The sequence below is a fragment of the Geoanaerobacter pelophilus genome, from assembly GCF_018476885.1.
GTDB lineage: Bacteria > Desulfobacterota > Desulfuromonadia > Geobacterales > DSM-12255 > Geoanaerobacter > Geoanaerobacter pelophilus.
Genome location: NZ_JAHCVJ010000040.1, coordinates 1 through 231, shown reverse-complemented (window position 1 = coordinate 231; position 231 = coordinate 1). Strand labels below are relative to the sequence as shown.

Below are 231 nucleotides of genomic sequence, written 5' to 3'. Positions count from 1 at the left end.
CAGTGGGTTCGGGCCTCCACGAAGTGTTACCTTCCTTTCACCCTGGACATGGATAGATCACCCGGTTTCGGGTCTACCCCCAGCAACTAATTCGCCCTATTAAGACTCGCTTTCGCTGCGGCTCCGTTCTATGAACTTAACCTCGCTGCTGAGGGTAACTCGCTGACTCATTATGCAAAAGGCACGCGGTCACACTGGATTGCTCCATAGTGCTCCCACTGCTTGTAGGCA

General features: G+C 53.7%; 1 rRNA gene. It reads right to left on the bottom strand.

Features of this window, described 5'->3' with window-relative positions:
* A 23S ribosomal RNA gene (locus KI809_RS20420) occupies window positions 1–231 on the bottom strand; the annotation flags it as partial.